Here is a 26,268-nt window from a genome sequence, read left to right on the forward strand (position 1 = left end):
CATTGTAGCGGTGGCATGGAAGCTTGGAAACTTTCGATTGATGTAAAATTAAGCTGGTATTTTAGTACCTGGTTGTACGCCGGGCTGCGGATCAGCTTGGCCGTAACCAGGCTTTAAAATGCCAAATCGCGTTCGGTTTTGCGACAATATGCCTACATCCCCAACCTTCGTCCATCTGCGCTTGCACAGCGAGTATTCCATCGTGGATGGCATCGTTCGCATTGACGAAGCAGTAGCGAAAGCGGTATCGGACGGTATGCCGGCACTTGCGCTCACCGATCTTTCCAATCTGTTCGGCCTGGTGAAATTTTACCGGGAGGCGCGCGACAACGGCATAAAGCCGATTGTCGGCTGCGATGTCTGGATAAGCAACGAAGAAGATCGCGACAATCCTGCGCGTATTTTACTGTTATGCCAGTCATATTCCGGGTATCTGCTGTTGTGCCGGTTGCTATCACGCGCCTACCGTGAAAATCAGCGCCAGGGACGGGCTGAAATCAAAAAATCCTGGTTTCACGAAAGCGAAGGCGGAACAACAAGGGGATTGATCGCACTGTCCGGTGCGAATTTTGGCGACATTGGCCAAATGTTGATGCAGAACAATCCGGTTCAGGCGGAAATGCTGGCACGAGAGTGGACGGACTTGTTCCCAGGCCGTTTTTATATCGAAGTACAGCGGGTAGGGCACGCCAATGCCGAGACTCTCGTGCAGCACTCACTGCTGTTGGCATCCACCTTGCATCTGCCGGTGGTGGCGACACAAGCGGTGCAATTTTTGAATCCTGACGATTACAGGGCGCACGAAGCAAGGGTATGCATTGCAGAAGGCTATGTGCTGGGTGATCGCCGCCGTCCCAAGAACTGCACCGAGCAACAGTACTTCAAGACCCAGGCCGAAATGGCAATCTTATTCGCCGACATACCGGCGGCCCTCACCAACACCGTGGAACTCGCCAAACGCTGTAACCTCACGCTGGAATTGGGAGTCAATCGCCTCCCGCTATTTCCTACGCCCAATAATGAGAGCCTGGAACTGTACCTGCGCGACCAAGCGCATGCGGGTTTAGAGGAACGCATGAAAACGCTCTTCCCGGACGCCGCCGAACGCGAGGCCAACATAGCCAAATATCGCGCTCGGCTGGATTTCGAGACTACCACCATTGTACAGATGGGGTTTGCCGGCTATTTTCTGATCGTCGCCGATTTCATCAACTGGGCCAAGCATAACGAGGTGCCGGTAGGACCGGGCAGGGGTTCCGGCGCGGGTTCGCTGGTTGCCTACTCCTTGGGGATCACCGATCTCGACCCACTTCGCTACGATTTGCTATTTGAGCGTTTTCTTAATCCGGAGCGGGTTTCCATGCCTGACTTCGATATTGATTTTTGCCAGGACGGACGTGAACACGTGATCGAATACGTGAAACAGAAATACGGTGCCGAGAGTGTCTCCCAGATTGCCACGTTCGGCACCATGGCGGCAAAAGCGGTGGTGCGCGATGTTGGGCGGGTACTGGATTTACCTTATAACTTCGTTGACCAGCTGGCAAAGCTGGTGCCGTTTGATCTCGGCATGACCTTGAAAAAAGCGCGGGAAGAGGAGCCGCAACTGAATCAGCGCGCACAGACCGAAGAGGAGGTTCGCACTCTGCTGGAGCTGGCTGAACGTCTCGAAGGACTGACGCGCAACGTCGGCATGCACGCAGGCGGCGTACTGATCGCGTCGGGAAAGATTACTGATTTTTGCCCGGTCTACTGCACGGACTCGGGTGATTCGGTAATCAGCCAGCTGGACAAGGACGACGTTGAGAAAATCGGCCTGGTGAAGTTCGATTTTCTGGGGTTACGAACTTTGACCATACTCGATTGGACCGTCAGATACATCCGGCAACGGAAAGCAGACGCCGCAAAAGGAGAGTCTGGACAAGCGGCAGCTGAAATCAGCCAAGGAGTTGCTGAAACCGGAAGTGGCAATCCAGAACCTTTTTGCCTGGAAAATCTTCCTCTGGACGATCCGGCTACGTATGCGTTATTGCGCCAGGGAAACGCCGTGGGAGTGTTCCAGTTCGAATCACGCGGCATGAAAGATCTGTTGCAGAAGGCCAGGCCCGACCGTTTTGAGGACATCATCGCATTAGTGGCCTTGTACCGGCCGGGACCGATGGCCCTGATTCCCGAATTCACTGAACGCAAGCACGGCAAACGTGTGGAATACCTTGATCCCCGCTTGCAACCCATCCTTGAGCCCACTTATGGCGTTATGATCTATCAAGAGCAGGTGATGCAAATCGCCCAGGTGATAGGCGGTTATAGCCTCGGCAGCGCCGATCTGCTGCGGCGTGCAATGGGCAAGAAAAAGGTTGAAGAAATGGCTCTGCAACGCGATATTTTCGTCGCCGGCGCAACCCGGAATGGCTTGACTGAGCGTGATGCCACCGAGCTTTTTAGCCTGATGGAGAAATTCGCGGGCTATGGATTCAATAAATCGCATGCGGCGGCCTACGCCTTGATTGCGTTCCAGACGGCCTATCTAAAGGCACATTATCCAGCCGAATTCATGGCCGCCACCCTCTCCGCGGATATGGACGATACCGATAAAGTGCATATATTTTTTGAGGATAGCATTGCCAACGGTCTTATCATCCTCCCCCCCGACATCAATCGCTCCGGTCATCGCTTTTTCCCCGTAGATAAGAAAACCATACGATATGGCTTGGGGGCGGTGAAAGGAACGGGGGAATCGGCAATCATAGCGATCCTCAAGGCACGGGAACAGGAGGGACCGTACAATGATCTATTCGATTTCTGCCACCGGGTGGACAAGCGCATTGTCAATCGACGCGTGGTGGAATCGCTCATCCGTGCCGGTGCATTCGACTCCATCAATAGCCATAGAGCGGGCTTGCTGGCATCCGTCGGCATCGCACTTGAATCCGCAGAGCAGGCCAGCCGCGCGGTCAATCAAGTGAGCTTGTTTGGCGAAGGTGATCGCCTAACGGAACAATCGAGTTTGATTGATGTACCGCCGTGGGTCGAGAAGGAAAAGCTAAAAAATGAAAAAATGGCGCTGGGATTCTATTTCAGCGGGCACCCGTTCAATGCCTATGCGGAAGAATTGAGGGGTTTTGTACGCACCCGGCTGGACCGGCTGCATTCCCAGCGGGAACCGCAGCTTCTGGCGGGCATCATCTACGCAATACGCACACAGGTAACACGGCGGGGCAGAATGGGCGTGGTCGTACTGGATGACGGCAGCGCGCGCGTGGAATTGGTTGTGTACAACGAATTATTCGATACTGCCCGTGCCTGGTTGAAAGAAGATCAGTTGCTTTTGGTGGAAGCCAAAGTGAGCAGCAAGGGGGGCGACGATGAATACGGCGGTGGGCTGCGTATTTCCGCCGACCAGTTATACGACATCGACAGCGCTCGCTCGCGCTACGCCAAACGCATGGAACTCCATTGCAATGGATCAGCGAATACTGCCAGATTAAAAGAATTGCTTGCGCCTTATCGCCACAACGTTAGCTCAGGCAATGCCGCCTATGGTAAAGGCGGCAATAGCTGGTCTTGTCCGGTACGGGTGATTTATCGCGGCCAGCGCGCCGCTTGCGAGCTTGAACTGGGCGATGAATGGCGAGTCCATCTCCAGGAAAACCTGCTGCAATCTTTGTCGGCACACTTCGAAACGGAAAACGTCAGGGTTATTTACTGATGCCGCTCTGAATAAATCCCCCGCGAAGGGTGCTGCGTCTTGACCACGATGTGGAGTAGTCCTACTATGCACGTGCTTCGTCAACTATTTTTTGTATTCTCATGGGTAAGCCGCTCCAAGTAACGGGTAAATAAAAAAGGCAAAAAATGGATCCAAATACGACAACCATTGCCTCGGGCTTACAGAAGGTAAGAACCCGGATCACTGAGATTGCAAATAAAGCAGCCCGGCAACCTGAGGCCATTACGCTTTTAGCGGCAAGCAAAACCAATCCTGCCGAATGCTTGCGGGAGGCCTTTGCCGCCGGACAAACTATTTTTGGGGAGAATTATCTTCAAGAGGCGCTGGTAAAGATCGCGGCGCTCGCCGATTTGCCCATCGAATGGCATTTTATCGGGCCCATACAGAGCAATAAAACAAAACGCATAGCGGAGAATTTTGCCTGGGTGCATAGCATCGACCGAAAAAAAATTGCTGACCGCTTGTCGAAGGACAGGCCGGAATCCTTGCCCCCCCTTCAGGTATGCCTGCAGGTAAACGTTAGCGGAGAGGATAGCAAGAGCGGTGTATCGCCCGAGGAGGTCGCCGATCTGGCGGCATACGTTGTAGAGTTGCCCCGCCTGAGATTACGGGGGGTGATGGCCATCCCCGAGCTTACTAAAGCCACCGCATTGCAGCGCAGCCAGTTCCGCATGCTGAAAGAAGCGTATGACCAGCTAAAGCAGGCTGGCCATGACCTTGACACGGTCTCGATGGGTATGTCGGAAGATCTGGATATTGCCATTGAAGAAGGCGCGACTATGGTGCGGGTAGGGACAGCGATTTTTGGGCCGCGGCGTTATCCTATTCCTGAGGAACTTGCCGCCCGGTCCCAGTAAGGGCAAGATACTTGTCGTACAGTTGTTCTTTCGTCTCAACAATGTCCGGATCGAGAATGATGCAATCCACGGGGCATACTTCCACACATTGTGAAACCTCGAAATGCCCCTCGCATTCGGTGCACAGGCCTGGGTCTATCACATAGATTTCTGCCCCCTGGGAAATGGCGTCGTTGGGACATTCCGGTTCGCACACGTCGCAATTGATACATTCATCGGTAATCAATAATGCCATATCGACCTCAATCAGGTTTCGATTCTCGCCCGAAGCTGCGCGGCAATCAGGGGATGCACAAACTTGTCTGCATTTCCCCCCAATAGCGCAATCTCCCGTACGATGGTCGCGGAAATAAACATGTATTGCTCCGATGGAGTCATGAATACGGTCTCAACGTCGGGATACATGCTGCGGTTCATTCCAGCCATCTGAAATTCATATTCGAAATCGGACACCGCCCGCAGGCCGCGTAAAATTACGCGCGCATTCTGCTGCCGCAAGAATTCCATCAACAGCCCCGAAAACGCCATTACCTCGACATTGGGGTAATCTGCCAGCACCTGGCCCACCATTTTCACTCGTTCATCCTGGGTAAAAAAAGGTTTCTTGCCGCTGCTCACGGCTACCGCAACCACTACACGATCGAACAGACGTGACGCACGGCGAACCAGATCCTCATGGCCACGGGTAATGGGATCGAACGTCCCGGGATATATCGCTTTATCCACCTTTTCTACTTTTCAGTAATTGGTAGCATACCTTGCCCGCATGTCCTTTGCGCCAGACCAGCCAATTCCTGTCAGGGTCTGAAAAGTTATCGCCTTCCACGTAGACCACTCCGTCTTCAGCAATATGTAATGGGAGTAAAGAAAGCAATTTAGGTACCAGGCCCAGCCGGAAGGGTGGATCAACGAAAATCACATCGAATCGCTCCCGATTGGAATCCATGAATTTTAACGCATCCATTGCCGCTAGCTGGACCTGCGTCGCTCCCAGTTTTCGCGAGCTGGTCTTTAGCGCCTTCAATACTTCAGGATTGGATTCGGCCATTATTACCCGCTCCGCCCCACGCGACGCGGCTTCAAAACCCATCGCCCCGCTGCCCGCAAACAGATCGAGGCAAGTCTTGCCGCTCAAGTCCTGCCCCAACCAGTTGAATACGGTCTCGCGTACGCGATCAGGTGTCGGGCGCAGGTCCGCGTTGCTGGGAAAGGCGATGATGCGGCTGCGCCATTCTCCCCCAATGATGCGGACCTCATTTCTAATCACATGCGCGCAATGATGTATTTGAATGAAAAGCGTTCGATTGTTCCCTGGAATGCGGACGCCATTTTCTATTTTTCTTCCACAGCCCCCACTACGACAGCAACCATTCCGTCCGGTTTGATGCGGCGCTGATAAGCGTCCGTAATCTGGGCAACGGTTACTCTGTCCACCGCTTTTATATAATCATCCAGATAGGTGAGCGGAAGATTGTAAAACCCAATGACGGCGAGATATCCCATGATTTTCTTGTTACTGTCCAAGCGCAGCGGAAAGCTGCCGATAATATTCTGCTTGGCTGCGGCAAGCTCTTTTTCTGTTGGGCCACCAGCGACAAAATCGGCGAGAATTTTGCGTGTCAGCGCGAGCGCCTCGTCTGATTGCTCCTTCCTGGTTTGAAGGCCGATTTCGAACGGTCCCTTCATCTCAAGCGGAGTAAAATGGCTGTGCACGCTGTAAGCGAGACCGCGTTTCTGACGGATTTCTTCCATCAGGCGCGAGGTGAATCCCCCTCCGCCAAGTATGTAATTGCCAACGAGCAGTGGAAAATAATCGGGATCGCCGCGGCGGAGCCCGGGATAAGCAAGTAATATATGGCCCTGTGTGGCAGGGTGGGCAATTCTTCTGGTCTCAGCAACCGGCGGCGTTACCGCCGGCAAAGCATCCGCGGGCTTGCCTTGCGGCAAGTCCTTTGTCAGCGATTCAGCAATAGCTGCCGCTTCGGCGCGGCTGACGTCACCCATGATAGAAATCACGGCATCGGCTGCGATATAGCGGGACCGGTAGAAATCCACCAGATCCTCGCGCCGCAGCGCGCTGACGGTCTCAACCTCACCCGAACCGCGCAATCCATAAGGATGGCTCCCGTAGAGCATTTTCATCAATGCACGATCGGCAATATTATCCGGCTTGGTATCCGCTTCTTTTAACCCGGCAATCACTCGCGCCTGTTCCCGTTCCAGCACGTTTACAGCAAACTCGGGGTGCTGGATGACGCTAGCGAAAATATCCAGCGCCTGCTTGCGTTCCCGAGCGCTGCTCAAAGTACGTAGTGTGACGCCCGCGCGGTCCTGATCGAAATGTGCGCCGAGTTGCGCACCGACATCGGCTATCGCCTTGGAAATCTGGTCTTCAGATAGCCCCCGCGCGCCAAGATGTACCAGATGCAGGGTCAGGCCGGCACGCCCGGACTTCTCCGGCGTATCGGTGCTGCTACCGGCGCTGAAATCCACGCTGACGTCGAGTATCGGTAAATCGCGGCTTTCGATGAAATACACCCGCGCACCGGCCGGCGTTTGCCAGTGCTGGATCGGCAGCGTGGCAAATGCCCATTGGGAATAAATGCCCAAAAGCAGAACAAATATGAAACGCATCACGTGCATTGGAACCTCTCTGGCCTTCCAAAAAACGCCTTACAAAATTCAAACTTGGTCAAACTCATCTTTCGATTGCGTAACAACGTCGAGCGAAAAAGCTGGACCTTCGAGAACCTCTCTTCCATTCAATTGATCCACCGCGGGCAATAGGGACCGGCTGTCATGCTTCTCAATGCCGCAACCCGGAAGGGGCTGCGGCAGGGGCTTTCTGTTCCAATGGCTGCGGGTCCAGCACCGCAACCGTGAGGCTTTCATCCTTCAAATATTTCTTTGCCACATCACGCACCTGCTCGGCGGTAACAACTTGCAGTTTTTTCAACATCGTATCCACATCCCGGTATGACATCCCGATACTTTCCAACTGGCCGATCTGCATTGCCTGAAAAAACATGGAATCGAGCTGAAAGACGTGACCAGCCACGACCTGGGCTTTGACTCGCGCCAGTTCCTCTTCCGCTACGCCATCACGCACAAGTTTTTCAACTTCACCACGCAACGCGGTTTCCAGATCGGTCACTGTCTTCCCTTCGCTGGGCGTGCCGTCGAGATAAAACATGCCAGGACCGCGCGCGGTAGAATCGTAGCCCGCGCCCGCCGAATTCGCAATGCGCTGCTCGCGCACCAGCTCCTTGTTGAGCCGTGCAGACGCGTTCCCGTCCAGCACGCCAGCGAGCATTTCCAGCGCATAAGGTTCCCAATCCGCGCTGGGATTGCGCAATGCCGGCGCATGATAACCCATCACGAGGTATGGCAGCCGCGCCGGGGCCTTGACCGTGATCCGTTTGATCCCGACTTGCACGGGTTCAATCTGCGGCTTGCGTTTATCCAGCGGCAATAGCGAGCGTGGCTTGATGTGGCCATAATGCTTTTGCGCCAATGCGAAGACTTCATCTGGGTTGACGTCGCCCACCACCACCAGTATGGCATTGTTCGGTGCGTACCAATGGTCGTACCATTCTTTCGCATCGTGGACTGTCATGTTCTCCAGATCGTTCATCCAGCCGATTATCGGATGCCGGTATGGATGCGTTTGATAGGAAGTCGCCACCATTTTCTCATGTACGAGCGAGCGGGGCTGGTCATCGGTGCGCAAGCGGCGTTCCTCCATGACCACTCTGATTTCCTTGGCGAACTCTTCTTCTGTCAGCACGAGATTGCGCATGCGGTCGGATTCCAGCTCCATCGCCAGCGGCAGTCTGGCTTTTTGTAATTGCTGGAAATAAGCGGTGTAATCACGGCTGGTGAATGCGTTTTCACGCCCACCCGCGGCCGCAATACGCCGGGAGAACTCGCCGCCAGGTACTTTCTTCGTGCCTTTGAACATCATATGCTCCAGCACATGGGCCACTCCCGTGGTGCCGTTCAATTCATCAATGCTGCCCGCCTTGTACCAAATTTGTGAGATAACCACCGGAGAGCGGTGGTCTTCCTTGACGATCAGTTTAAGGCCGTTGCCGAGCGTGTACTCGTGCGCAGTGGCGAAGGCTCCGGCGGAAGTCAGCGAAACCGCCAACGAAGCCAAAATCATCGCAATGGCCTGCAAACCGGAAGAGAGAGCGGAAACACGGCAATAAAGTCTCATTTTTTTAATAACCTGAACCTCGGTAAACGGAATAAAATCCCGGAATAAGTTCCTGCTTGCGATTTTCGGGCACGAATTTCAATCAATGTTGATAGCCTAACAGAATGCCGAGTTTCTTCAAATCCAAAAATAATCCTGCGCCTGCCGGCACCCCGTCCGCGAATTGGGCAGCCAAAGTCAGACAGGGCCTCTCCCGTACCCGCGATAATCTGGGCAAACAGTTCTCCGGCTTGTTCGGTGGCGGGAAGATAGATGAGGCCCTCTACGAGGAACTGGAAACCATACTGCTGACAGCTGATACCGGCGTGGCCGCAACCAGCTGGCTGCTTGCAGAACTGCGGCGGCAGGTCAAACGCAATGGCCTGACCGATGCGGCGCAACTGAAGGAGGCATTACAGCAAGCGCTTGTCGACCTGCTTACCCCGCTGGCGCAGCCCCTGGACACGGAGGTGAACAAGCCCTTCATCATTATGCTGACCGGCGTGAATGGCGCCGGCAAAACCACCTCCATCGGCAAACTCGCCCATCATTTTCAATCGCAGGGAAAAACTGTGCTGCTCGCGTGCGGCGACACTTTTCGCGCCGCCGCACGCGAGCAGCTTATTGCCTGGGGCGAGCGTAATGGCGTCGCGGTGATTGCCCAGGAAAGCAACAGTCAGCAAAAAGGAGATCCCGCGGCGGTGATATTCGATGCCGTGAATGCCGCGAAAGCGCGGGGCATCGATATTGTGCTGGCGGATACCGCCGGACGGCTCGCCACACAACTGCATCTGATGGAGGAGATCAAGAAAGTTAAGCGCGTCATTGCCAAAGCCGAACCAGGCGCGCCTCATGAAGTCTTGCTGGTGCTCGATGCCAATATTGGCCAGAATGCGGTGAATCAGGTACAAGCCTTCGACGACGCCCTCGGCCTCACCGGTCTCATTATTACCAAGCTTGACGGTACCGCCAAAGGCGGGGTCATCGCCGCTATCGCCAGGCAACGCCAGCAAAAGCCACCATTGCCAATCCGCTTCATTGGCGTGGGCGAAGGCATGGATGATTTGAGGCCATTCGACGCGCATGAATTTGTCGAAGCGTTGTTTGATTGAATGCCGGAAATATTGAAAAATGCAGCCGGTGCCACACTACAATAGTCAATGATTAGCTTCAGCCAGGTCTGCAAACGTTATCCTAACGGCTTCGATGCACTCAAGAATATCGGCTTCACCCTTGAAGCAGGTGAAATGGCCTTGATAACCGGTCATTCCGGAGCCGGCAAGAGTACGCTGCTGAGGCTCATTGCGGCCATCGAGCGCCCCACTTCCGGCAGCATTATTGTCAATGGCCAGAATGTCAGCGCGCTTAAGGGCGGAGCAATCCCATTCCTGCGGCGCAATCTCGGGCTGGTTTTTCAGGATCAGAAGATCCTGTTCGATCGCACTGTTTTTCACAACGTGATGCTGCCTCTGCAAATTACCGGTTTTCATTCCAAAGCGGCAACAGGACGCGTGCGCGCCGCACTTGACAAGGTTGGATTGCTGGACAAAGAGAAGGCAAGGCCCATTACACTTTCCGGCGGTGAGCAGCAACGCCTGTGCATCGCGCGCGCGATAGTAAATCGGCCTTCCATACTCATCGCCGATGAGCCGACCAGCAATCTGGACGCTGATTATGCAAGGGACATTATGGGAATGTTCAAGTCGTTTCACCAGGTTGGGGTAACGGTCCTGATAGCCACCCATGACGTGGAATTGCTTGGCAGCACGCCGCTGCGTATTTTTGCCCTCAACCACGGCGAATTGACGGCATGAGAGTCTGGCTCTCTCATCACTCATACGCTCTTGTGCTGGCGCTTAAACGGCTGGTGGGCGCCCCCATCGGAAGCTTGCTCAGCATTGTCGTAATGGGGATCGCCTTCAGCCTGCCTGCTGGCATCTACATGCTGCTGGAAAATCTCCAGGCGTTCTCGGGACAGGTCTCGGGTGCGCCGCAACTGAGCCTGTTCCTGAAACTGGACGCTAATAACGAGGTGGTAGCGCAAATTGAATCACGCCTGAGAGAACACCCTCGGGTCGCGAGCTTCGAGTTCATTTCCAGGGATAGCGCCTTGGCGCAGCTCAAGCAGGACAGTGGATTGGGAGACATAGCGGACAGTCTTGAACAGAATCCGCTACCCGATGCTTTTGTGATCAATGCCGGAACCCTCTCGCCCGAGGCGCTGGAAGAATTACGGGCGGAGCTGCAGACGTTGCCCGGCATCGAACATGCGCAGCTTGATTCTGCTTGGGCCAAGCGGCTGGATGCGTTGCTCAAACTGAGTCGGCTGGCGGTACTAATACTTGCCGGCCTGCTGAGTTTCGCGCTGGTGGCCGTGATATTTAACACCATACGTCTACAAATTCTCACGAAGCGGGATGAAATAGAGGTGTCGAAATTGATCGGCGCGACCAACGGCTTCATCCGTCGCCCTTTTCTCTATTTCGGCGCCATCCAGGGAATGGCTGGCGGAGCGGCCGCGTGGTTCATTATCTCTCTTGGAATCCACCTGATAGACGATGAACTGGCTGAATTAATGCGGCTATATGAAGTCAATTTGCGCCTCTATCATCTTTCCCCCGAGGACAGCCTGAGTCTATTGCTATTCTCGGCGTGCCTGGGCTGGGTGGGAGCCTGGTTATCGGTAGCGAATCATCTCCGGAAAACAGAACCAAGATAATTCATGAGCTTATGCATCCTCGGCAGGGAACTTTCCGAATCTGTTGACTCTCTTATTCGAAGAGTTTAATTTAGTAAGGGACCAAGGAGGATATATGAGTTTTGCTTTAGCGGTACCTTCGGCCAGCGGCAGTATTGAAAGCTATATTCAATCTGCCAATCGCTATCCCATTCTTTCCCAGGAAGAAGAAATCCGCCTGGCGCGCTCCCTGAGAGATGAAGATAATATCAACGCAGCCCGTCAACTGGTGTTGTCGCACTTGCGCGTAGTGATCGCCATTGCTCGCGGTTACAAGGGTTATGGCCTGCCTCAGGCCGACCTGATTCAGGAAGGCAACGTCGGACTTATGAAAGCAGTCAAACGCTATGATCCTGAACGCGGCGTCAGGCTGGTATCGTTCGCGGTGCACTGGATCAAGGCGGAAATCCATGAGTTCATACTGCGTAACTGGCGGCTGGTAAAGATCGCCACTACCAAGGCGCAACGCAAACTGTTCTTTAACCTGCGCAGCATGAAGCCGGTTCTGGATACCATGAACCCCTTGGAAGTCAATGCTGTGGCTAAGCAGCTGGGTGTGAAAGCTGAAGAAGTGGTGGAAATGGAGACGCGCTTCAACGGACGCGATATTCCGCTTGAACCGCTATCTGAGGATGATGATGAGACCTTCAGTCCCATCGCCTATCTTACAGATGGCTCGGAACCCCCACAATTGCTGGAGGCCGAACAAACAAAGCGCTTGCGCGGCGAAGGACTGGAACAGGCGCTGGCCAGCCTGGACGCCCGGAGCCGTCATATCATCGAAGCGCGCTGGCTGCGGGAAAAAGATACTACCGCAACCCTGCATGATCTTGCGGGCGAACTGGGCGTTTCCGCCGAGCGTATCCGTCAGATTGAGGTCAAGGCAATGCAGAAAATGCGAGGGGCGATGGCGACTGAATAGGTCCACCCCCCTTCGCATCAGCTTCGGCTGCTCGCCGCCCACTGCTCCGGCGTCAGGGTTTTCATGGACAACGCATGGATTTCTTGCTTCATCCTGTCGCCGAGTGCGCGGTATACAAGTTGGTGCTGCTGCACCATATTCTTTCCCCGGAATTCAGGACTGACAATAATGGCCTCGAAATGACGGCCGTCATCGCCCTCCACTCGTACCAGATCGCAGGGCATGGAGGTTTCAATATGATTTTTTATGCTTTCCGACGTGACCATTCTTTCTTCCTTTATATTGATAATTCAATAATTCTCCGAAGCTAGTTCTCCGAAGGGATTATCCCGGTTCGAATAAAAACGAAAACTCTGCGATTTATTGGAGGCAGTCCATTCGCAACACGGTTCAGAGTACCCTTAATGGCGAATCTTGTGGCCTGCCTTGAGCATCCGCAGTGTCAGCCATGATACCGCCAGGAAGCATGCCGCTACAATCCCGAGACTGGCATAAGGGGAAATATCGGATACGCTGAAAAAACCATAGCGGAATCCGTCTATCATGTAGAAGAAAGGATTCAAGTGCGATAATCCCTGCCAGAAAGGCGGCAATGAGTGAATCGTATAAAATACTCCAGATAAAAATGTCAGCGGCAGGATGACGAAGTTTTGAAATGCGGCAAGCTGATCGAATTTTTCCGCCCAGATCCCCGCGATAATCCCTAACGCGCCCAGCAAGGCGCTGCCTATCAGGGCAAATACGAATACCCATACGAACGAGCGCAAGGGTACATCGAAAAACCCGAGTGTCACCAGGTAAACTCCCAGTCCTACAGCCAGCCCGCGCACTACCGCAGCCAGCACATAGGCCAAAAATATTTCCCGGTAAGAAAGTGGCGACAATAGGACAAAGACTAGATTGCCTGAGATTTTCGATTGAATCAAGCTGGATGACGAGTTGGCGAAAGCGTTTTGCAGCACTGCCATCATGACCAGGCCCGGAATCAGAAAAACCGTGTATGGCACGCCTGGATATACCTGTAAGCGTCCTTCCAGGACATGGGAAAAAATCATCAGATAGAGCAACGTGGACAGCATTGGCGCAAAAACGGTCTGAAACCCGACCTTCCAGAATCGCAGCAATTCCTTGTAGAGCAGAGTAGGAAACCCGCTCATGCGGATGCCGATTCCTGGCTTCTGGTGTTGCCCATGATTTTCACGAATACTTCTTCCAGATCAGGCTGCAATACCTGCATTTCCAGGACTTGCGCCTGCGCGACGCGCAATGCCGCCATCACATTTTCAAGCTGCGAATATTCCTTGATCGCGAGGATGTAATACCCTTCCTCGCGACTGCTCATCAACGATTGTAGCGCCGCAGGCAGTATATCGGGCGACAGCCGTAGCCGAATCGAGCATCCCGGAATGCTATTGATGAGATTCCTGATGCTGTCGAGTGCAACGATACGACCTTGTTTGAGCATCGCCACCCGGTTGCATAACGCTTCCGCTTCATCGAGATAATGGGTGGTAAGCACAATGGTGTGACCGTTGCGGTTCAATTGCTTGATGAAACGCCAAAGTGCTTCACGCAATTCCACATCCACGCCAGCGGTCGGCTCGTCCAGTACGATCACCGGAGGCTTGTGCACGAGTGCCTGAGCCACCAGCACCCGACGCTTCATGCCGCCGGAAAGAGTGCGCATGTTGGCGTCGGCCTTGTCCGCAAGATCGAGATGATGAATGATCTCGTCTATCCAGGCGGCATTATTCCTCAGGCCATAATAGCCGGATTGAATCGCAAGCGTTTCCCGAACGGTAAAGAATGGGTCAAATACCAGCTCCTGGGGCACGACTCCCAGCATGCGCCGCGCTTCCCGGTAGTCAGCAACGACATCGTAGCCCATCACTCTGACGCTACCGCTACTGGCTCGCATCAGGCCCGCAATGATGTTGATAAGCGTGGTCTTTCCCGCACCGTTGGGGCCGAGCAAGGCAAAAAACTCTCCCGTCCCGATTTCCAGATCGACAGCACCCAAAGCATGCAGTCCGCCGAAGCGCTTGTGCACCCGCTTGACTTCGATTGCCAGAGTCATTTGAGAAGTAAATAAGATAAAGGCTGCCAGGACAGCGGCAGCGGGCATAGGCGTATTCCGCCACGCGGGATTGATGCTTCCGCCGAGAAGGCGATAGACCGGGCGCTGGCATTTCCGGTCGTCGTGCTTGGGGAATACCTATTCAGCACTTCACCAAACCCGCAGACTTGATGACTTACGCCAGGGAGATTAATCCGGAAACGCCGTACAATTGAGCAAGACCTTTCAGGTTCTGCGGAGCGTTGGCGAAGCGAATCCTACAGTTGCGGCGGCGAGCCTCACGCTGCCATTCCAGTAACATGCTGACAGCCGAGGAGTCTACTTCGGTCACTTGTGCCAGATCTATTATCAGATCATCCCGGTTAAACAACGCGATGCCCCGCTCCACCAGCGCAACGACGTTATGGATGGTTACTGATCCCTTTACGCTCAGTTTACCGTCCTCGGACTGAAGCATTTCAGCTGCCACGCATTACTCGGCTAAAGCTTTTTTATCGCCGGCTATCAGGGAACGATTCTTTTCCATCAGGGTTTTGATCAATTTGTCCACGCCGCCCTCATGAACCTGGCTATTGAAAGTACTGCGGTAATTGGTTACCAGACTTACCCCGGCCACTGTCACGTCGTACACTTTCCAGCTGTCGTCCGTTTTTTCCATGCTGTAATCGATCGGCACAGATTGTTGACCGTGACCTTGTATCACCTGGGTTTTTACGGTGGTATTATTATCGGTGGGTTGGGCTTTCAGTGGCTCAACCTTGATCGTGTGGTCACGGTAAGTGGTCAATGCGTTGGAATAAGTACGCACCAGCAGGGTACGGAATTCCTTCACCAGTTGCTCCTGTTGCTCAGGAGCAGCCTTGGACCAATTCTTGCCCATCGCCAGCCGGGTCATGCGGGTAAAGTCGAAATGAGGCAGTATCTTGGCCTCCACCAGATCGAGAATCTTGGCGGTATTGCCTGCACGGATATCCTTGTCCTGTCTGACAATGGAGAGTACCTCCTGGGCAGTGTCGTTTACCAGCTTGTCTGGACTGACTTCCGCTGCCCATACGGGAAGCGCAAGCAACCATGCAGCCAGGAATACGTATACACCGTAATATTTTTTCATGATTTCCTCGCTAAAATTGATCTTAAGTACAAAATAAACCAGAACAGTTACCACCGGTAAAAATTACAGCTTGTCCTTGTCAATCCTTGTCCCCCTCTGCCGCCTTGTTGAACAGAAACCGCCCGATCAAGTCTTCCAAAACTATCGCCGAATTCGTTTTCATGATTTTGTCGCCCTCCTTTAGCGAGGTCTCGTCGCCGCCAGCCGCCAAACCGATGTATTGCTCGCCCAAGAGGCCCGCAGTCAGTATGCTGGCGAATGTATCCTTGGGAAACTGATAGCGGCTGTCTATGCTCATGGTGACAGCGGCGTCGAACGTCTCGGTATTAAGCCGGATATCGGTCACACGGCCAACCACCACACCTGCGCTTTTCACCGGCGCTCTAACCTTCAAACCGCCGATATTCTCAAAATTTCCAATCAGCATATAGCTTTGCGCTGCGCTGTAAGTGCCCATATTTCCCACTTTCAACGCCAGAAACAGTAACGCGCCGATTCCGACGATGACAAATAGTCCTACCCATAAATCCATCACTGTGCGCTGCATCAGCTCATTCCCCTGAACATGAACGAGGTCAAAACAAAATCGAGTCCCAGAATTGCCAGGGAGGAAGTTACCACGGTACGGGTAGTGGCTCCGGATACTCCCTCCGCAGTAGGCGATGCATCATAACCCTCGAACACCGCAATCGCCGTCACCGCCACGCCAAAAACACAGGTTTTGATAATGCCGTTGACAATGTCGTACCGGAAATCCACCGCATTTTGCATTTGTGACCAGAATGAACCCTCATCCACGCCGATGACCACCACTGCTACCAGGTAACCGCCAAAAACGCCAATGGTGGAAAACAGCGCAGCCAGAAACGGCATAGAAATCACCCCCGCCCAAAAACGGGGGGCAACCACCCGCGCGATTGGGTCCACTGCCATCATTTCCATTGCCGCTAATTGCTCAGTGGCTTTCATCAAGCCGATTTCCGCGGTAATCGCCGATCCTGCACGACTGGCGAACAATAGCGCTGCGACCACCGGCCCCAGTTCCCGTACCAGTGATAATGCAACCAGCGTGCCCACGGCTGACTCGGCACCATATTTTTGTAACGTCTCGTAACCTTGTAAACCCAGCACCATGCCGACGAACAGTCCCGACACAAGGATAATGATCAGCGATAGCACTCCGGTAAAATAAAGCTCACGGATAACCAGGCCAAAACGCCGCAGGCTAGTGCCCGACTTAAGCAGTGTCAACAGGAAAAACCGGCTAGCGTAACCCAAGCGCCAAATGCTGTCTATTACGCGATGACCGACGCCACGGATGCCGATAACGATGCGTCTAGGCAAAACCGGTCTCCAGTTTCAGATCGCTCGCATAAGCTTCTGCGGGGTAGTGGAATGAAACGGGGCCGTCTTCTTCCCCATGCACGAACTGATGCACGAACGGCGCAACGGAGCCACGTACTTCGGCTGGCGTGCCATGTGCAGCAATCACGCCCTCGGAGATAAAATAAACGTAGTCAACAATTTTCAATGACTCCTGCACGTCATGCGTTACGACCAGGGAGGTCATTCCCAAGGCGTCCGTCAGACGACGGATCAAATTTCCGATCACGCTTAGGGAGATGGGATCAAGTCCGGTAAAAGGTTCATCATACATAATGAGCACCGGGTCGAGCGCAATCGAGCGAGCCAACGCCACGCGCCGCGCCATTCCTCCCGACAGTTGGGCAGGCATCAGATCATGTGCGCCACGTAAACCGACGGCCTGGAGCTTCATCAACACCAGATCGCGAATCATGGGTTCCGGCAAATCGGTATGTTCCCGCATCTGGAAAGCCACGTTATCAAACACTGACAGATCGGTAAACAACGCGCCAAACTGAAATAGCATACTCATTTTTCGGCGCATCCGGAAAAGGTCATCCCTTTTTAGCTCATGCACTACCTTGCCGGCAATTTTGACGTATCCCGAGGATGGGGTAACTGCGCCGCCGATAAGACGTAACAGCGTGGTCTTGCCGCTACCGCTGCCGCCCATGATCGCGATGACTTTGCCACGCAACATGGTCATGTTGATTCCCTTCAGGATGGAACGCTCTCCATAGGAGAAATTCAATCCTTTGATTTCGACCAAGGCTTCAGGTGTCATTCTGTTCGAAAAACGGATGCTGATTTGACGGGTTTCGATTTTAATCCAAATGTGCTGCTAGCACAGCTCATAATTTCAACCCATATTAATCCGTTAGGGCGCGAGATGATGGTTGGGAGAAGTCCATAGCTTGGTCTATCGACGCCGGACAAGCGGCGAAAATGGCCGCAAACTGACCGCCAGCACTCGGGTGGGTTCAAGGTACGCGACGCTGCATTAAGAGCCCGGATAAAATACATGCAGCCGATATCCAGCTGCGTTCAAATCGCCGCTATTGAGATGGAGCTTTACGTTGAATTCCTGGTTGGATGCAATGGCTCCCGCCGGATCCATATATTTTTCCAGATACGCATCGGGGGAGAAAATGTGGCTCGCGAGGGGTTGATCCTGAGGGTCGGTGAGCGTAAGTTCAAATGATGGAAATGCCTGCGCATAGGGAGCATGATTACGTACGGCGGCACTAAGCGTAACGAAGCCGGAACGCTGAGTGTCCGCTTGCATTTCGGAGGACTCGATACTCAACAACGCCGCGTTTTGGGGCAATGGAACAGTACACTGCAATAGCTCGCAGTATTGTTCCAGATAGGGCCTGGCATCAGGCACAAGAACAGAAAGCTCGGCACGATAAAAATAGGTGGCCTGTGCCGCCAGCACGACGAGCAAAAACAGACTGCCTAGGCCCCATCCAAGGGAGGCCTTACGCGGAGCCACCGTGTCGAAAGCATAATTTTCCTCCGCATAATTTTCCGCTGCATAATTCTCGGCTGCTTGGTTCTCCGCTGCCTCGTTCCGTGCGGCATCGTCCGCAGCGGTATGATCCTGGGGAGTACTGATCGTATCCGATGCTTGCGCCTTCGGCTCTTCCGCAGCCGGCGGTTGGGGAGTTGATGCTTCCGGGGTTACCGCTTCTGCTATCGCGTCGGGCTGTGTTCTTTCTTGGCCGGGATCTTGGGAAGAGACTTCCTGATCTGATACAGGTGGCGCGGACAAATCGCCAATATCCGCAAACGAAACCTGATGGGTGCTTTCTGATGTATCTGCCACTGTCGTCCGGGTCAGATCGACAGCTTCAGGTTCCTGCACCGTGGCGAGTGTGGCAAAGCCGTTAAATACCTGGGCGCAGTGTCCGCAACGCACGTGGCCGCCGTGCGCCTGCAAATGCAAAGGGGTGACGCGGAAGGCGGTGGCGCAGTTAGGGCAGCGAGTTACAAGCGCCATAGCCGTGGTTTCGGAAGAAACTGAAGTTCACTTTCTCGTCCCTGTCAACAATGCCCAACCCTCTTGTTCCCCCGCAATATGCATCGTGAACCATTGCCGGTAGACTTGCTTTACCTCTTCCGCCTGTTCCATGAGTATGCCGGAGAGCGCAATACGCCCGCCCTCGCGGGTAGCGCGCATCAGTATCGGGGCCAGCATGATCAGGGGATTGGCAAGAATATTGGCGACAACCACATCTGCCCAGCCTCCGCGCACCGGCTTGGCCTGGCGCTCAACGTGAACCGTAAAAAAATTCGCTTTTGTTTCGTCACATTGATTAATGATGGCATTTTTGCGGCTTGCCGCGACCGCCTGGGGATCGATATCGATTCCCACCACATGACTTGCCCCCAGCTTTGATGCGGCGATGGCAAGTATGCCGGAGCCGCAACCATAATCCAGAACATCTTCGCCTCCTTGCAGATTTTCGTCAAGCCAGGTGAGGCAAAGTTTCGTGGAGGGATGGCTACCGGTGCCGAAAGCCATCCCGGGATCAAGGATCAGATTGACTGCAGCAGGATCGGGTACCTGATGCCAGCTGGGGACGATCCATAATCGGGATGATATCCGAATCGGATCGAATTGCGATTGCGTAATTCGTACCCAGTCCTGCTCTTTCACGTCCTCCAGTCGATAGCTGGGCAAACTGGAAAGCTGAGCTGCTTGTGCCGCGGCGTTCACGATAGAAATTATATCCGCATCCGCATCGAACAAAGCGGTAAGTTCCGAAGCGGACCAAATTGCCCCCATGGACTCGCCGGGTTCGTCGAATAAAAACTGCTCCCGTTCCGTGCCGGCGGCTGCATCATGAATATCCGTTGACAACGCGCCCAGCTCAAGCATTGCGTCGCCCAGGGCTTCGGCATGTGCGCTATCAGTTTCCATGGTCAGGGAAATCCAGGGCATATTTAAACACGAATGACTAGCGCTAGCCGGTTAACGCTGGCTCAAGCTGACTCAACCGCGTGAGAGCGCCTTACTACCGAAATAGCTGGGAAACATTCTATTTACGGAATATCACGCAACACCGCTTACTGCCTTTCTAGCCCGACTTATTATAATTAGCAAGCTTTTGCTCGAGGTAATGGATGGCTGTGCTGCCGTTCAGAAAAGCAGCGTCGGACAGCAGATCGAGATGCAACGGAATATTCGTATTGATGCCTTCAACCACCATTTCGGATAGTGCGATACGCATGCGCGCAATGGCCTGCTCGCGATTATCTCCATACGCGATAACTTTGCCAATCATGGAATCATAATAGGGCGGAACCACGTAGTTATGGTAAATATGAGAATCGACCCGAATCCCGGGGCCGCCCGGAGCGTGATACTGCGTGATGCGACCGGCGGACGGAGTAAGCTTGTAAGGATCTTCAGCATTGATACGGCATTCGATGGCATGCCCTTTCAGTGAAACATCACGCTGGCGAATATTCAGTTTTTCGCCTGCGGCAACACGAATCTGTGCTTGCACCAGATCAATTCCTGTAATCACTTCGGTAACAGGATGTTCCACTTGCAAACGTGTATTCATCTCGATGAAATAGAATTCGTTTTTTTCAAACAGGAATTCAAACGTTCCAACACCCCGATAGCCAATCCGCCGGCATGCATCGGCGCAGCGGGAACCCATCCTGTCACGCAACCTTGGAGGAACGCCTAAAGCAGGGGCTTCCTCGAGAATTTTCTGATGGCGGCGCTGCATGGAACAGTCTCGCTCTCCCAGGTGGATTGCGTTGCGGTGCTCGTCAACCAGGATCTGGAATTCAATATGGCGTGGGTTTTCAAGAAATTTTTCCGCGTAAACTGTCGGGTTTCCGAATGCAGCCTGGGCCTCGTTCCGGGTGATGATAACCGCATTCGATAAAGCTGCTTCGGTGTGCACCACGCGCATTCCACGCCCGCCGCCGCCTGCCGACGCTTTAATGATGACAGGGTAGCCAATGGCGCGGATAATCGCCCTGATCTCTTCAAGAGATTCCGGTAATGCCCCGTTGGAGCCCGGAACGCAGGGGACTCCCGCTTTTTTCATGGCGTTCTTAGCGCTGACCTTGTCGCCCATCATGCGAATGGTATCGGGACGCGGGCCTATAAAGACAAAACCGCTTTTTTCCACGCGTTCGGCAAAATCGGCATTCTCGGAGAGAAAACCATAGCCCGGGTGAATGGCTTCCGCATCGGTCACTTCCGCCGCGCTGATGATGGCTGGAATATTGAGATAACTCAGAGCCGATGGCGCCGGACCGATGCACACGGACTCATCGGCGAGCTTCACATATTTGGCGTTTGCATCCGCCTCGGAATGCACCGCCACTGTTTTGATGCCCATCTCGCGGCAGGCGCGCTGGATGCGCAGGGCAATCTCGCCGCGATTGGCTATTAGAATTTTTTCAAACATGATTACCGAAATGTCTCTGTTGAACCATGGAAGTATTGGCTATTATTCCTATCCATGCCCAAGGATGGAGTGTATTGAGTCAGGGATATCGTTACTTAAAATGACTGGATTGCCGCCATACTGCGTTGCTCGCGTTGCATAGGAATCACTATGCGCCTCCCTCGCGCCTTGTCTGACAAAATCCAGTCATTTTTAACATTCCTTCCCGGTTTATTCATTTGAACCGATTATGTAACGATGCCCCTGACTCACTACACTAGCCCCGGAGAACTATTCAATCACGAACAATGGTTCGCCGTATTCTACTGGCTGACCGTTTTCCACCAGGACGGCTTTGATAACACCGCTCTTGTCCGACTCAATTTCGTTGAGCAGTTTCATTGCTTCAATAATGCACAACGTATCACCGGCCTTTACCGCCTGTCCCACCTCAACGAATGGGTTCGCGCCAGGAGTGGATGTACGATAAAACGTTCCCACCATCGGCGACTTCACCACGTGGCCTTCGGGTAATACCTCCGCCGCCGCGGCTGCTGCGGCTGCAGGGCTTGCTGCCCCTGCCGTGGGAGCGGCAGCGGTCGTAAGTGGCTGCAAGGCGGGTGGTGCGGTGACATACGTTTGAGTGGAAGATGGAGATCTACTGATTCGGACCTTTTCCTCACCTTCGGTGATCTCCAATTCTGCAATACCCGATTCTTCAACCAGCTCAATCAGTTTCTTAAGCTTTCTCAGATCCATAATAGATCTCCCCCGAAACAAAGCCGTTTTAAGGCTTTAGCTATTACTATTCAAACGCAGTACAAAATGCCGCGTTACTTTATCTCTTTATTATTTCGCCATACCGATCAATTTCATATTCACGCTATATTCGGTTGCGAAGAACTTAACTTCTTATTAACTTCTTATTTCGGTCGACTTCGATCAGTTGGTGGAAACGAGGCTAAAAACGACACCGGGACTAGCGGCGTGTCAGAGCATATTTCAAAGCCAGGACATAGCCGTCGGCGCCCAAACCGCTGATTACTCCAAGAGCCAGGTCGGAGAAATATGATTTCCTGCGAAAAGGTTCACGGGCAAAAATATTGGAAAGATGAACTTCAATGAACGGCAACTTCGTTGCGGCAAGCGCGTCCCGCAAGGCGACGCTGGTATGGGTATAAGCCGCAGGATTGATGATAATAAACTCAATCCCGTCACCAACAGCTGCCTGAATCCGGTCTATCAATTCGCCTTCGGCGTTACTTTGAAAAGCGGCCAGTTTCGCCCCGGCCTTTTCGGCTAAAAGCGTTAAACTAACGTTAATTTCTTCTAACGTAGTGCTTCCATAAACTCTTGGCTCACGGGTTCCCAAAAGATTGAGGTTTGGGCCATGAAGGACCAGGATATTTTCTGCTCTGAATGTTTTTGCTGTCATGTAGCAAGTGTGCCGCAACCGTTGTGGAAAGTCTAGATGTTAACGGATAATCACGGTAAATAAGCGAAAATCTCCATATTTAGAAATACCCCACGAAAGGTGGAGTAATAAGAATCTATATTCCCTTTTCCGTTCCAGATTAACGCCTCGTGACGCTTCGCTTAGAGCTTCTCTCATACCCTTCTGAAAATAAAGAGGTGATAAATCCCCATTCACCGGTAAACGAAATAAGTTCTTTTTTTGGAAGCCAAGACGCCAAAGCTATGTCTATATACGGGTTCGCGGAATTCCATTTTACATGCGTCCAATTGCCCACTGTTTCCCAAACCTCTATAATCGCAGGTTCAATTTCCCTTCAAGGCTGTTGTAGCTCAGTTGGTAGAGCAACTGATTCGTAATCAGTAGGTCGGAGGTTCGACTCCTCTCAACAGCACCATAAGAAGGGAGATTAGCTCGGCTGTATGGATGATTCCGTTTTAATAGGCGGAGAAACATCGTCGGGTGTCAGCTTATTAGGATATGAAAGGACGCATGTGCTTCCCCCGTGGCGGCATCCTAGGTTCGCCGACAACCGCCCTTGGCTGTTGAAGCGCATGCTGGAGACCCTTCTTAACAGATTCTTTCAGCGCTAGTACGAACGGGTAGACATTCTTTCACCTCGCATTGGACAGAAGCGGCAGTGGGGGCGCTGCCACTGATGCGTTTGAATGATGATTAGTATGACTTCCCTGGGGCTGCGATTATAGAGTCGAGGAGGCGTGCCATTCGACGGTTCTGGAGAGTCCTCTCCCTTATAGACGAACCAGTAAGGCTGGTCCCTCAATAAATCCAACCGTTGCACCGCTGAAGCGAGTTTTGGACGTCCCGGAAAGAAGATTCTTTCCACTTCGCAACTAACTCTTTCCGCTTGGCGAACCTGCGCTGGAATTTTCTTCAACTAACGTAAAACTCGACCTCCTATATGCTGCTTATTCCAGAGGAGGTCTTGATTTACGAAATTGGCGCGTTAGCTGTCATGCTTTCCCGTGTTAAAAAGCCGATATCAGAAATTGCATCCTTAAAATTTGTGGCTACAGCGACTGTTGCGCCGCGCACACTGTATTATTCTCGTCATTTGCCATTTGCTTGTGGCAGTACGTTAAAAGCACCCTGCCGCCCACTTTAATAAGTGAGCGCGTACCTTAAAGCATGCTTGGCAGGGTTTATTGCTTGTCGTCGGCTTGTTTAGATACTCGTGGGGAAATACCCGTAGGTCGACAGTGAAGAAGTCATATGCATCACATAAAACTGTCGTTTTATGTTCGCCCGTAAAAAAAAGAACGATTAAAAGTTGCGGAATGGAGAATAAAATAATAAGCGTAACAAGCGCCCGTAGCTGGCAGGATCCATGCCGCTAGAGGACAAGTCGCGATATCTCGCAAGCGGTGTAAGCCGCCGGGAGGCTTGGTCGTGGGCAATGTTCGATTTCGCGAATTCCGGCTATACAACGGTTGTCATCACCGCGATTTTCAATGCTTATTTTGTTGCGGTTGTTACCCACAATCAGGAATGGGGGACATTTGCCTGGACAGCGGCACTTGCGGTTTCGTATGCCCTTATCATGCTGGTGGGGCCCGCGCTGGGAGCTTATGCCGATGCATACGCCGCGAAGAAGCGGCTGCTGTTCGTGACAACCATAGGTTGTGTTGTATTCACGGCAATGCTTTCCTTTGTCGGACCAGGGGATTTGTGGCTGGCGGTGGTGCTCATCATTCTCACCAATTTCTTCTTCGGTTGCGGCGAGAATTTGATTGCCGCATTTCTTCCAGAATTGGCGAAGAGCAAGGCGCTGGGGAAGGTGTCCGGCTGGGGCTGGAGCCTCGGCTATATCGGTGGCCTGGTCAGCCTTGGTTGTTCGCTGGCGTACGTGACGTGGGCGCAAGGACAAGGAAAACAGGCTGATCAGTTCGTGCCGGTCACCATGCTGATTACTGCGGCTTTATTCGCTGTGTCCAGTATTCCCACCTTTCTTTATCTGAAAGAAAGGTCGCAACCCCAGAAGCATCTCCGTGGACGCGGCGTAGTGCGTGAAGCATTCGCGCGATTAGGCCAAACGCTCAGTCATGTACGCGATTATCGCGACTTGGGAAGATTCCTTGTCTGCCTCGTATTCTATCAAGCGGGTATTCAGACCGTCATTACGCTGGCGGCGATATACGCCCAACAGGTAATGGGCTTTGATACGGGCGATACCATGCTTCTCGTTTTGGTGGTCAACATCACTGCGGCGGCGGGTGCGTTCGCATTCGGCAACATGCAGGATAGGTTGGGCCACATTCGTACCATAGCACTGACTCTTGTCGGCTGGATCATCATGGTACTCGTCGCGTGGCTGGCGGATACCCGCGCCCTGTTCTGGCTGGCGGCAAACATCGCCGGGCTGTGCCTGGGCGCCTCACAGTCAGCGGGACGCGCCCTAGTTGGGTACTTCAGTCCTGGCTCCCGGCGTGCCGAATTTTTTGGACTATGGGGGCTCGCGGTTAAGCTGTCATCGATACTTGGCCCAGTAACATACGGATTAGTAAGCTGGATTTCGCGAGGCGATCATCGCCTTGCAATGCTGATCACGGGCATTTACTTCATTATCGGCCTGATCATATTGATCGGGATAGACATAGAAAGAGGACGGCAAACAGCTCTTCACGCCGAAGCAACCGGCGGAACCATTGAAAACTAGCGGCCTGTCGATGTTAGTGATGCATGTGATGGCTGTTGTGTTCGCCATGGCTATCCGGCGTTTTTTTATCATCCTGGATCTTTTTCGCAGACTTCTCCTTGGGCTTAAGCGGGGTAAAACGAGCTGAATGCGCCTCGTATTCCGGCAACTTGAGGAATACGATGACCACGGTTTCCGGCGTGACGGAGAAGTCGCCAGCCCCTTTGAGCATGTTGTCTCCCGCTGGCGCCAGCTTGATCGAGGCCTTGGGTTTGGTCTTACCGATTTGTATAGTGGCCTTGCCTACGCCGCCCTCGGTACTGACTTTGTTATCCGAATGATCCGTCACATAAAGCACAACCTCTTTTTCGTTGGTGACAAGCTCCAGATGATAGGGCCCCGCCATGCGCATCTGACCCCCGTGGGGCGCGTTAGTGGAATCGAAATATGCGTCGGTATGCGCTCCGGCGGGCAATGACACGGCCAGCGCAATGCTCATCAAAACGGTGGCCATCGGTTTATTCATTTCTAACTCTCCTTGAACTGACTGTTGACTGACAAAGACGCTCTTTTTAAGGTGGAGCACCAAGTTGAGACGCAATTGAACGCGTAATGCTCTGCTTACCTACTCAATGCACATGGTCCCCCGGGGGTGGCAGTATCTCCTTTTCCCGGTTGAGCTGGGCGACCTGCTGCATCAGCATCTCGGTATCGCGCCAGCCG

At 53.2% G+C, this 26,268-nt stretch carries 26 protein-coding genes and 1 tRNA gene; 8 read left to right on the forward strand and 19 right to left on the reverse strand.

The features are described from left to right. Positions 1-148 precede the first annotated feature (148 nt). Both dnaE and BLP45_RS11495 read left to right on the forward strand, forming a co-directional pair. Positions 149-3,709: a DNA polymerase III subunit alpha gene (gene dnaE / locus BLP45_RS11490; protein ID WP_090372649.1), complete on the forward strand. Its 3,561-nt coding sequence runs from the start codon at positions 149-151 to the stop codon at positions 3,707-3,709. Between the two features lie 146 nt (positions 3,710-3,855). Beyond that, on the forward strand, positions 3,856-4,587 hold the full coding sequence (locus BLP45_RS11495) for a YggS family pyridoxal phosphate-dependent enzyme (protein WP_090372618.1): 732 nt from the start codon (positions 3,856-3,858) through the stop codon (positions 4,585-4,587). On the opposite strand, the gene BLP45_RS11500 is transcribed toward BLP45_RS11495, so the two are convergent. The 5 genes from BLP45_RS11500 to BLP45_RS11520 all read right to left on the reverse strand — a co-directional run bounded on the left by BLP45_RS11500 (position 4,553) and on the right by BLP45_RS11520 (position 8,752). After that, positions 4,553-4,822, reverse strand: a complete 270-nt coding sequence (locus BLP45_RS11500) for a YfhL family 4Fe-4S dicluster ferredoxin (RefSeq protein WP_090372619.1) — start codon at positions 4,820-4,822, stop codon at positions 4,553-4,555. The two genes, BLP45_RS11495 and BLP45_RS11500, sit on opposite strands and share 35 nt — an antisense overlap. Before the next feature lie 11 nt (positions 4,823-4,833). Then, the gene (gene coaD, locus BLP45_RS11505; protein WP_090372620.1) at positions 4,834-5,313 is read right to left on the reverse strand and encodes a pantetheine-phosphate adenylyltransferase; all 480 of its coding nucleotides are present in this window, start codon (positions 5,311-5,313) and stop codon (positions 4,834-4,836) included. After that, positions 5,306-5,851 carry a 16S rRNA (guanine(966)-N(2))-methyltransferase RsmD gene (rsmD, locus tag BLP45_RS11510; protein WP_090372650.1) on the reverse strand — a complete coding sequence of 182 codons (546 nt, stop codon included), beginning with the start codon at positions 5,849-5,851 and terminating at the stop codon, positions 5,306-5,308. Before rsmD ends, coaD begins: the two co-directional genes overlap by 8 nt. Before the next feature lie 68 nt (positions 5,852-5,919). Continuing rightward, positions 5,920-7,230, reverse strand: coding sequence for a M16 family metallopeptidase (locus BLP45_RS11515; RefSeq protein WP_090372621.1), 1,311 nt, complete (start codon positions 7,228-7,230; stop codon positions 5,920-5,922). 163 nt (positions 7,231-7,393) lie between these two features. Beyond that, positions 7,394-8,752, reverse strand: coding sequence for a M16 family metallopeptidase (locus BLP45_RS11520; RefSeq protein WP_090372651.1), 1,359 nt, complete (start codon positions 8,750-8,752; stop codon positions 7,394-7,396). Between the two features lie 158 nt (positions 8,753-8,910). Between BLP45_RS11520 and ftsY the strand changes: the two genes are divergently transcribed. The 4 genes from ftsY (at position 8,911) to rpoH (ending at position 12,444) form a co-directional block, all read left to right on the forward strand. Beyond that, positions 8,911-9,897 (forward strand): signal recognition particle-docking protein FtsY, encoded by a 987-nt coding sequence (ftsY, locus tag BLP45_RS11525; protein WP_090372622.1) that lies wholly within the window; start codon positions 8,911-8,913, stop codon positions 9,895-9,897. A 48-nt stretch (positions 9,898-9,945) separates the two neighbouring features. Beyond that, on the forward strand, positions 9,946-10,599 hold the full coding sequence (gene ftsE / locus BLP45_RS11530; protein WP_090372623.1) for a cell division ATP-binding protein FtsE: 654 nt from the start codon (positions 9,946-9,948) through the stop codon (positions 10,597-10,599). Continuing rightward, positions 10,596-11,504: a permease-like cell division protein FtsX gene (gene ftsX / locus BLP45_RS11535; RefSeq protein WP_090372624.1), complete on the forward strand. Its 909-nt coding sequence runs from the start codon at positions 10,596-10,598 to the stop codon at positions 11,502-11,504. Before ftsE ends, ftsX begins: the two co-directional genes overlap by 4 nt. Before the next feature lie 94 nt (positions 11,505-11,598). Continuing rightward, on the forward strand, positions 11,599-12,444 hold the full coding sequence (gene rpoH, locus BLP45_RS11540) for an RNA polymerase sigma factor RpoH (protein ID WP_090372625.1): 846 nt from the start codon (positions 11,599-11,601) through the stop codon (positions 12,442-12,444). 17 nt (positions 12,445-12,461) lie between these two features. On the opposite strand, the gene BLP45_RS11545 is transcribed toward rpoH, so the two are convergent. The 13 genes from BLP45_RS11545 to aroQ form a co-directional block, all read right to left on the reverse strand. Then, positions 12,462-12,710: a BolA family protein gene (locus BLP45_RS11545; RefSeq protein WP_090372626.1), complete on the reverse strand. Its 249-nt coding sequence runs from the start codon at positions 12,708-12,710 to the stop codon at positions 12,462-12,464. Positions 12,711-12,845: 135 nt separating this feature from the next. Then, the gene (locus BLP45_RS11550; protein ID WP_090372627.1) at positions 12,846-13,601 is read right to left on the reverse strand and encodes an ABC transporter permease; all 756 of its coding nucleotides are present in this window, start codon (positions 13,599-13,601) and stop codon (positions 12,846-12,848) included. Continuing rightward, complete coding sequence (locus BLP45_RS11555) at positions 13,598-14,521, reverse strand: ABC transporter ATP-binding protein (RefSeq protein WP_090372652.1); 924 nt, start codon at positions 14,519-14,521, stop codon at positions 13,598-13,600. The genes BLP45_RS11550 and BLP45_RS11555 overlap by 4 nt, the downstream gene beginning before the upstream one ends. Before the next feature lie 175 nt (positions 14,522-14,696). Further along, a complete protein-coding gene (locus BLP45_RS11560; RefSeq protein ID WP_090372628.1) occupies positions 14,697-14,978 on the reverse strand; it encodes an STAS domain-containing protein in 282 nt (93 codons plus the stop codon). Between the two features lie 15 nt (positions 14,979-14,993). Beyond that, positions 14,994-15,632, reverse strand: a complete 639-nt coding sequence (locus BLP45_RS11565; protein ID WP_090372653.1) for an MlaC/ttg2D family ABC transporter substrate-binding protein — start codon at positions 15,630-15,632, stop codon at positions 14,994-14,996. A gap of 79 nt (positions 15,633-15,711) precedes the next feature. After that, complete coding sequence (gene mlaD, locus BLP45_RS11570; RefSeq protein WP_090372629.1) at positions 15,712-16,179, reverse strand: outer membrane lipid asymmetry maintenance protein MlaD; 468 nt, start codon at positions 16,177-16,179, stop codon at positions 15,712-15,714. Continuing rightward, positions 16,179-16,976: a lipid asymmetry maintenance ABC transporter permease subunit MlaE gene (gene mlaE, locus BLP45_RS11575; RefSeq protein WP_090372630.1), complete on the reverse strand. Its 798-nt coding sequence runs from the start codon at positions 16,974-16,976 to the stop codon at positions 16,179-16,181. The genes mlaD and mlaE overlap by 1 nt, the downstream gene beginning before the upstream one ends. Continuing rightward, positions 16,969-17,781, reverse strand: a complete 813-nt coding sequence (locus BLP45_RS11580) for an ABC transporter ATP-binding protein (RefSeq protein WP_090372631.1) — start codon at positions 17,779-17,781, stop codon at positions 16,969-16,971. The genes mlaE and BLP45_RS11580 overlap by 8 nt, the downstream gene beginning before the upstream one ends. 216 nt (positions 17,782-17,997) lie before the next feature. Next, positions 17,998-18,999, reverse strand: a complete 1,002-nt coding sequence (locus tag BLP45_RS11585) for a zinc-ribbon and DUF3426 domain-containing protein (RefSeq protein ID WP_090372632.1) — start codon at positions 18,997-18,999, stop codon at positions 17,998-18,000. 27 nt (positions 19,000-19,026) lie between these two features. Further along, on the reverse strand, positions 19,027-19,944 hold the full coding sequence (prmA, locus tag BLP45_RS11590) for a 50S ribosomal protein L11 methyltransferase (protein ID WP_090372633.1): 918 nt from the start codon (positions 19,942-19,944) through the stop codon (positions 19,027-19,029). Between the two features lie 136 nt (positions 19,945-20,080). After that, positions 20,081-21,436 carry an acetyl-CoA carboxylase biotin carboxylase subunit gene (accC, locus tag BLP45_RS11595; RefSeq protein WP_090372634.1) on the reverse strand — a complete coding sequence of 452 codons (1,356 nt, stop codon included), beginning with the start codon at positions 21,434-21,436 and terminating at the stop codon, positions 20,081-20,083. Positions 21,437-21,706: 270 nt separating this feature from the next. After that, a complete protein-coding gene (gene accB / locus BLP45_RS11600; protein WP_090372635.1) occupies positions 21,707-22,174 on the reverse strand; it encodes an acetyl-CoA carboxylase biotin carboxyl carrier protein in 468 nt (155 codons plus the stop codon). A gap of 220 nt (positions 22,175-22,394) precedes the next feature. Further along, the gene (gene aroQ / locus BLP45_RS11605) at positions 22,395-22,850 is read right to left on the reverse strand and encodes a type II 3-dehydroquinate dehydratase (RefSeq protein WP_090372636.1); all 456 of its coding nucleotides are present in this window, start codon (positions 22,848-22,850) and stop codon (positions 22,395-22,397) included. Positions 22,851-23,210: 360 nt separating this feature from the next. Between aroQ and BLP45_RS11610 the strand changes: the two genes are divergently transcribed. Continuing rightward, positions 23,211-23,286 (forward strand) — tRNA-Thr (locus tag BLP45_RS11610). Positions 23,287-24,237: 951 nt separating this feature from the next. Continuing rightward, on the forward strand, positions 24,238-25,566 hold the full coding sequence (locus tag BLP45_RS11615) for an MFS transporter (protein ID WP_256327802.1): 1,329 nt from the start codon (positions 24,238-24,240) through the stop codon (positions 25,564-25,566). Between the two features lie 13 nt (positions 25,567-25,579). On the opposite strand, the gene BLP45_RS11620 is transcribed toward BLP45_RS11615, so the two are convergent. Continuing rightward, complete coding sequence (locus BLP45_RS11620) at positions 25,580-26,071, reverse strand: hypothetical protein (protein WP_090372638.1); 492 nt, start codon at positions 26,069-26,071, stop codon at positions 25,580-25,582. Between the last annotated feature and the right edge of the window lie 197 nt (positions 26,072-26,268).

The sequence above is a fragment of the Nitrosospira sp. Nl5 genome, from assembly GCF_900102495.1.
Taxonomy (GTDB): domain Bacteria; phylum Pseudomonadota; class Gammaproteobacteria; order Burkholderiales; family Nitrosomonadaceae; genus Nitrosospira.